At 61.7% G+C, this 6,752-nt stretch carries 9 protein-coding genes and 1 pseudogene; 4 read left to right on the forward strand and 6 right to left on the reverse strand.

Annotated elements, in window-relative coordinates; all coding sequences use genetic code 11:
• Together rpoD and OB03_RS09685 are read left to right on the forward strand one after the other, a co-directional pair.
• Nucleotides 1-774 (forward strand): RNA polymerase sigma factor RpoD (gene rpoD, locus OB03_RS09680; protein ID WP_461344003.1); only part of this gene is annotated, 774 nt, incomplete at its 5' end.
• Nucleotides 775-841: 67 nt separating this feature from the next.
• The gene (locus tag OB03_RS09685) at nucleotides 842-1,474 is read left to right on the forward strand and encodes an HAD-IA family hydrolase (protein ID WP_461344004.1); all 633 of its coding nucleotides are present in this window, start codon (nucleotides 842-844) and stop codon (nucleotides 1,472-1,474) included.
• 36 nt (nucleotides 1,475-1,510) lie between these two features.
• Here the strand turns inward: OB03_RS09685 and OB03_RS09690 are convergent, their stop codons facing one another.
• The 5 genes from OB03_RS09690 to OB03_RS09710 form a co-directional block, all read right to left on the reverse strand.
• Nucleotides 1,511-1,873, reverse strand: a complete 363-nt coding sequence (locus tag OB03_RS09690; protein ID WP_242914556.1) for a DUF1428 domain-containing protein — start codon at nucleotides 1,871-1,873, stop codon at nucleotides 1,511-1,513.
• Complete coding sequence (locus tag OB03_RS09695; protein WP_461344005.1) at nucleotides 1,870-2,358, reverse strand: VOC family protein; 489 nt, start codon at nucleotides 2,356-2,358, stop codon at nucleotides 1,870-1,872. The genes OB03_RS09690 and OB03_RS09695 overlap by 4 nt, the downstream gene beginning before the upstream one ends.
• 5 nt (nucleotides 2,359-2,363) lie before the next feature.
• Nucleotides 2,364-2,825, reverse strand: a complete 462-nt coding sequence (locus OB03_RS09700; RefSeq protein WP_461344006.1) for an SRPBCC domain-containing protein — start codon at nucleotides 2,823-2,825, stop codon at nucleotides 2,364-2,366.
• Between the two features lie 9 nt (nucleotides 2,826-2,834).
• Nucleotides 2,835-3,248, reverse strand: coding sequence for a VOC family protein (locus OB03_RS09705; protein WP_461344009.1), 414 nt, complete (start codon nucleotides 3,246-3,248; stop codon nucleotides 2,835-2,837).
• Between the two features lie 124 nt (nucleotides 3,249-3,372).
• On the reverse strand, nucleotides 3,373-3,585 hold the full coding sequence (locus OB03_RS09710; RefSeq protein ID WP_461344007.1) for a flagellar hook protein FlgE: 213 nt from the start codon (nucleotides 3,583-3,585) through the stop codon (nucleotides 3,373-3,375).
• A 218-nt stretch (nucleotides 3,586-3,803) separates the two neighbouring features.
• Between OB03_RS09710 and OB03_RS09715 the strand changes: the two genes are divergently transcribed.
• Both OB03_RS09715 and OB03_RS09720 read left to right on the forward strand, forming a co-directional pair.
• On the forward strand, nucleotides 3,804-5,744 hold the full coding sequence (locus OB03_RS09715) for a DEAD/DEAH box helicase (RefSeq protein ID WP_242914563.1): 1,941 nt from the start codon (nucleotides 3,804-3,806) through the stop codon (nucleotides 5,742-5,744).
• A 61-nt stretch (nucleotides 5,745-5,805) separates the two neighbouring features.
• Nucleotides 5,806-6,126, forward strand: coding sequence for an Mpo1-like protein (locus OB03_RS09720; RefSeq protein ID WP_461344008.1), 321 nt, complete (start codon nucleotides 5,806-5,808; stop codon nucleotides 6,124-6,126).
• On the opposite strand, the pseudogene OB03_RS09725 reads toward OB03_RS09720, so the two are convergent.
• Nucleotides 6,123-6,752, reverse strand: a pseudogene (locus OB03_RS09725) (hypothetical protein); the annotation flags it as partial. The gene OB03_RS09720 and the pseudogene OB03_RS09725 overlap by 4 nt on opposite strands.

A 6,752-nucleotide genomic window follows, 5' to 3' on the forward strand; every position in this document is an offset into this window, starting at 1 on the left:
GACTATCGCCGTATCGTCCAGATGGTCCAGAAGGGCGAGCGCGAAGCCCGTCAGGCCAAGAAGGAAATGGTCGAGGCCAACCTGCGTCTGGTTATCTCGATCGCCAAGAAATACACCAACCGTGGCCTGCAGTTCCTGGACCTGATCCAGGAAGGCAACATCGGTCTGATGAAGGCCGTCGACAAGTTCGAATACCGTCGCGGTTACAAGTTCTCGACCTATGCGACGTGGTGGATCCGTCAGGCGATCACCCGCTCGATCGCCGACCAGGCGCGTACCATCCGTATTCCGGTGCACATGATCGAGACGATCAACAAGATCGTCCGTACCCAGCGCCAGATGCTGCATGAAATCGGTCGTGAAGCGACGCCGGAAGAGCTGGCCGAACGTCTGGCCATGCCGCTGGAGAAGGTCCGCAAGGTCCTGAAGATCGCCAAGGAGCCGATCTCGCTGGAAACGCCTATCGGTGACGAAGAAGACTCGCACCTCGGCGATTTCATCGAGGACAAGAACGCTGTCCTGCCGATCGATGCGGCCATCCAGTCGAACCTGCGTGAAACCACCACGCGCGTTCTGGCCTCGCTGACCCCGCGTGAAGAGCGTGTTCTGCGTATGCGTTTCGGCATCGGCATGAACACCGACCACACGCTGGAAGAAGTCGGCCAGCAGTTCTCGGTTACCCGTGAGCGTATCCGTCAGATCGAAGCGAAGGCTCTTCGCAAGCTGAAGCACCCGTCGCGGTCGCGTAAGCTGCGTTCCTTCCTCGACAGCTAAGCCGGATCACGGCAAGGGCGGTGTGGGGAACACCGCCCTTTGTATCTTCGCCTGATCAAGGACGCGCATGACGACGCCTAAACTGGTCATCTTTGATTTCGACGGAACGCTGGCAGACACCTATGGATGGTTCCTGTCGATTCTGGACGACGCCATCGCGCGGTTCCGCCTGTACAAGCCGGGACCCGACGAAGTTGAAGCCATGCGCGGCCTGTCGGCCCGTCAGGTGATGACCAGGATGAAGGTCCGTCCGTGGAAGCTTCCGGCTATCGTGCGCCATACGCGCCGCGAAAAGCTGAAGGCGGCGGCGACGACCCAGTTGTTCGATGGCATTCCAGACCTGCTGCGTGATCTGCGCGCTGCCGGTATCAAGGTGGTCATCGTCAGTTCGGACACGACCGAGTCCGTGCGTCAGGTGCTCCAGCGCGAGGGTATCGAGGTCGATATGCTGAACTGCGGCGCGTCGATCCACGGCAAGACGGCCAAGTTCAAAAAAGTGCTCAAGGCCATGGGCGTGGATGCCAAGGACGCGGTCAGCGTCGGCGACGAAATCCGCGACATCGATGCGGCCAAGCCGATTGGCATGAGAGCCGGTGCCGTGTCGTGGGGCTATACGCTCCCCGAAGCGCTGGCCAAGCATAATCCGGCCTATTTGTTTAAGGATGTGGCGGACATGCGCCGCATCCTGATGGGGCAATAGATTTTAAAAGGCGGCTCTTATGGGCCGCCTTTTTCTTTAGCCTTCGAGAATGGTCTCGAACCCGCCGAAGATCATGCGGCGACCATCGAACGGCATTTCCATCATGGCCATCTCGGGTTCCTTTTCGAGGTTCTGCCATGCCGCGTCGCATGTGGCTTTGTCCGGCCATACGATCCACGACACGACGATGGCCTCGTCTGCCTCGAGTTTCACCGACATGGGGAAGCTGGTCAGCTTGCCATCGGGAATGTCCACGCCCCAGTTCTCGCTCATGGCCGTGGCACCGTGGCGCTGGAATGCGGGCCACGTCGTGCGGGCGTGTTCGAGATAGGCGTCCTTGTCAGATGTTTTGACGGGCGCGGCCATGATGCTGAGGTAGGGCATTTCGGTTCCTTTCATACGGCGGATGCAGCGGTCTTCAGAGCCGCGATATCGATCCGGCCCATGGTGTTCATGGCTTCGACCACGGCCTTTGCGCGCGCTGCGTTGGTATCGGACAGGGCGTCCAGCAAGAAGCGCGGGGTGATCTGCCAGTTCACGCCCCAGCGATCCTTGCACCATCCGCAGGCGCTCTCGGTGCCGCCGTTTCCGACGATGGCATTCCACAGGCGGTCGGTCTCGGCCTGATCTTCGGTCACGGCCATGATGGAGACCGCCTCGGTCTGGGGGAAGGCGGGGCCGCCATTCAATCCTGCGAAGCCGCGACCGCACAGGGTGAAGGTGACCAGCAGTTCCTCGCCTGCTTTGACGGACGGGTTGTCCGTGGGGCTGTTCAGGACCTGTTCGATCCGGCTTTCGGGCAAGCCGAGCGACATGTAGAATTCGGCGGCGGCCTTGGCTTGACCAATGTCGTACCAAATGCAGGTGATGAGCTTCTCCGGCATGGGCTCTATCCTTCTGTAGCGAGGCGCTCTGCAACCTCGGCCAGTTGATCGGCCACCGTGCCCCAGCCCTCGTGGAATCCCATCGCTTTATGCTGATCGGCGGCGGATTGCTCCCAGTGGCGAGCGCAGGAGGTAAATCGGGTGCCTTGGTCTTCCGGCTCGAAGGTGTCGATGCGGATGAAATTCATCGATCCGGACTGCGGATGCCATCCCTCGGTTATAGCGCCGGTGGTCACCAGCTTGCGGGCCGGTTCGACCTCCAGAACAACGCCGTTATAGGCGTGCTGTTCGCCCTCGGGCGATTGCATCACGACATTGGCGCGGCCACCCGGATGAAGCTGGTAATCGACGATGGGGGTGATCCATGGACGAGGAGTGAACCATTCGGGCGCGTGGTTCACATAGGCATCCCAGACCTGTTCGGGGGTCGCCTTGATGAAACGGGTGACGGATAGATCGAGCGACATGATGTGACCTCAAGCTTGATCGGGCGTGGGCGGCGCGGCGGCAGGGTCCATCCACATAATCTCCCAGATGTGGCCATCGGGGTCCGCAAAGCTGCGGCTGTACATGAAGGGGTATTCGACCTTGGGGTTGGGGTCGGCGGTACCACCGGAGCGGCCTGCGGTATCGACCACACGGTCCACGCCCTCGCGGCTGTCTTCGGACAGGCAGATCAAAACCTGCGCGGAGGCATGGGCGTCAGGGATGGTGCGGTCAGTGAAGGTTCGCCACTTGTCGTGGGTGAGCAGCATGGCGTGGATGGTGTCGGAGAACACCATGCCGGAGGCTGTGTCGTCCGAGAACATCGGGTTTCGGGTTGCGCCTACAGCCTCGTAAAAGGTCGTCGAGCGCGCCAAATCCGTGACCGGCAGATTGACGAAAATCATCTTGGGCACGTCGTATCTCCCATTCGTCCGGCCTCGTTCGGCGGGCCGGATAGGAAAACGACGTTATCACTTGCCTGGTGCGGTGGCGACGCAAGACTTCGTTACGCGTCTGGCGCGAACAGGCTCAGGCCTTGGTGTCGAGCAGGGTGCCCATCATGGCGTCCGCCGTGCGGGTGACGGAGAGGCTGGCTGCAAGCTGGGTGCGGGCGGCGGCGGCTTCGACCGATCCGGTCTGGGCATTCTGCAGCGGGGCCACCACGGTCTTGCGGGCGATGGCTTCAAAGCGGTCGACGGCGGCCTGAGGCGCGACGGTGGTCGTGGGCAGAGATTGCAGCATCGAACTGTTCCCGACTGCGCCCATGGGGGTGGGCGACTGGGGCTAGATTGCCACGCTTTGGGCCAATGGGGAATGAAGGAAGATGGTGAACACCGATTTCGCCCCACCGTAGCCTTGTTTCGTGTATAGAGACGCCCGTTCGCCCGGCTTGAGGAACTCGTCCTTGGCCGGGCGCGGTCGTTCTAGGCCGCACCAAGTTCTATTTAGATCGTATATCCATGCCATTTCCAGCCGTTCATCCTGCGTTAGACCGCGCTCTCTCCAAGAAAGGGTACGCTGAACCGACTTCGGTTCAGGCTGCCGTGTTGGAAGTCGGGCATGGGGATGCAGATCTGCTGGTATCGGCTCAGACGGGTTCGGGTAAAACCGTAGCCTTTGGTCTGGCCGCTGCCTCTACTCTCTTCGACGGCGAAGAGAACCTCGGTCAAGCCGGCGCTCCGCTGATGCTTGCTATTGCTCCAACCCGCGAACTGGCCCTGCAGGTCGCCGCAGAGCTGACCTGGCTCTACGGTGAAGCCGGTGCCAAGATCACCACCTGCGTCGGTGGCATGGATTCCCGCAAGGAAGCCCGCGCCCTCAGCTTCGGCACGCACATCGTGGTCGGTACGCCGGGTCGTCTGAAGGACCACATCGACCGTGGTGCTCTGGACCTGTCGGCCGCTCGCGTCATCGTCCTCGACGAAGCCGATGAAATGCTCGACATGGGCTTCCGTGAAGACCTCGAGTACATCCTCGAGCAGGCTCCGGAAAACCGTCGTACCCTGCTGTTCTCGGCGACCATCGCCCGCGACATCGCTGTTCTGGCCAAGCGCTATCAGAAAGACGCTGTGCGTATCGACACCGTCGACCGCAGCCAGCCGCACAACGATATCGAATACCGCGCCATGCGCATTATCCCGCAGCAGATCGAAAGCGCTGTTGTTAACGTTCTGCGTTACTTCGAAGCGCCGAGCGTTCTGGTCTTCTGCTCGACCCGCGCTAGCGTGAATAACCTGCAAGCTGCCCTGCTTGAGCGTGGTTTCGCCTCGGTCGCCCTGTCGGGTGAAATGGGCCAGCGCGAGCGTAACGAAGCGCTGCAAGCGCTGCGTGACGGCCGTGCCCGCGTCTGCGTCGCCACCGACGTTGCTGCTCGCGGTCTGGACCTGCCGGATCTGGGTCTGGTCGTTCACGCCGAACTGCCGATCAACAAGGCCACTATGCTTCACCGTTCGGGCCGTACCGGCCGTGCGGGTAAGAAGGGTGTCTCGGTTCTGCTGGTTCCGCACTCGCGTCGTCGTAAGGCTGAAATGCTGCTGAACTCGGCCGGCGTTGAAGCTGTATGGTCGGGCGCTCCGACTGCAGAAGAAATCCTGGTCAAGGACGAACAGCGCCTGCTGGCTGCGCCGATCTTCACGCAAGAACCGGCTGCTAGCGATGCAGAACTGATTGCGCAAATGGTTTCCGAGCGTACGCCGGACCAACTGGCAGCGGCTGTCGTCAACATGCTGCGCAAGAACCTGCCGACCCCGGCGAACCTGAGCGATCCGGGTGAAGGCCCGCAACGCAAGCCGCGCCGTGAAGGTGAAGCTTTCGAGCCGTCTTTCGCATTTGACCGTCTGTCGTCGGACGAGTGCAGCTGGTTCCGCATGGACATCGGTCGCAACCGTAATGCCGATCCGAAATGGCTGATCCCGATGATCTGCCGCATCGGTGGCATCACCAAGCAGCAGATCGGTTCGATCAAGACCTTCCCGGAAGAGACCCGTTTCGAGATCGCCAACACGCACGTGGAAGCCTTCAAGAAGCTGGCCCAGATGAACACCGAAGAGGCGAACATCACGCCTTCGGATGCGCCGCATGCGGGCATGTTCAAGGGTAGCCGCGACCGTAACTTCGGTGATCGTGGCGGTGCCCGCGATGGTGGTCGTCCGCCGTTCAAGCGCAAGCCGTTCGGTGACAACGACCGTGGCGAGCGTTCGGACCGTGGTCCGCGTCAGGAACGTGGCGAGTTCAAGCCGCGCGAAGGCGGTGATCGTCCGGACCGCGGTGCTAAGCCGTTCCGTCCCAAGGCTCCGGGCGGTTTCGCCGGTAAGCCGGCTGGCGGTGGCTACAAGGGCGGTGCAGGCAAGCCTGCGTTCGCCGGCAAGGCCGCTCCACGCAAGGCCAAGCGTTTCGACTGATTGACGCTTAACCGTTGATATATGAAGGTGCCTCCGGATCGCTTCCGGAGGCATTTTCTTTATGACCCAACCTGCAAACGGCGAGCGTTACGCATCGTTCGAGGCCTTCTATCCCTATTACATCCACGAGCACTCCAATCGGGTCTGCCGCCGTATCCATGTGATCGGCACGGGATTGGTGATCGCGGCCTTTGTCGCGTTTCTGGTGACGCGCAATGCGTGGTGGCTGCTGGCCATGCCGCTGGTGGGGTATGGCTTTGCATGGATAGGCCACTTCTTCTTCGAGAAGAACCGTCCGGCGACCTTCAAATATCCCCTCTGGAGCCTGATGGGGGATTTCCGCCTGTTCTTCGAAACCGTCAGCGGCAAGCGCAAGTTTTAGGCTTTCCGTGACCTTCGCGGTGGCTGGCGCAGGGTAAAGCCGTCGCTGCCGTCAAAGGCGGTGGGGAGCCAGTCGTCGCAGTGATCCGACGCACCCGCGCTGACGAAGGCGTGGCCCCAGCCGCCCTCGGTGTGGGCGCTGCGCCGCTTTGCGCCCAGTGCCTCCAACAGCGGCGCGGAGACGACGGGGAGGCGTACCTTTACGGCCCCCATCTTGTACCCGGCCTGTTCGATGGCGCGGACCAGAGACGGAACCGCCGTTGCAGGAGCCCCGGACAGCCAGGCGATATCGAGGATTTCGAGCACCGGCGCGTCGATGGATCGGGTCTTGGACAGCTGTGCCAAGGCATAGGCGACCAGTCCGCTCTCGTCGTGGTAGCCGAGCACAAGCGGCGGCATGTAGCGGTCGGGGCCCGCGCAATACCAGCGCAGAGTTGCCGGACTGCGGTCGCTGACGAGTTGGTCCTCGTCGCGCAGCTTTTCCCACAACTGGCCAAAGGCGGAGTGTTCGGACAGGTCCTCGATGACGTGGATGTTGCGTGGCCATTTGACGCGTCTGGGGTCGAACAGATTGGCCGCGCGCGGGGCAAAACACTCGCCCAGTTTGTCGTTCAGCCTTGGCCAGCG

Source organism: Brevundimonas sp. GN22, assembly GCF_054824005.1.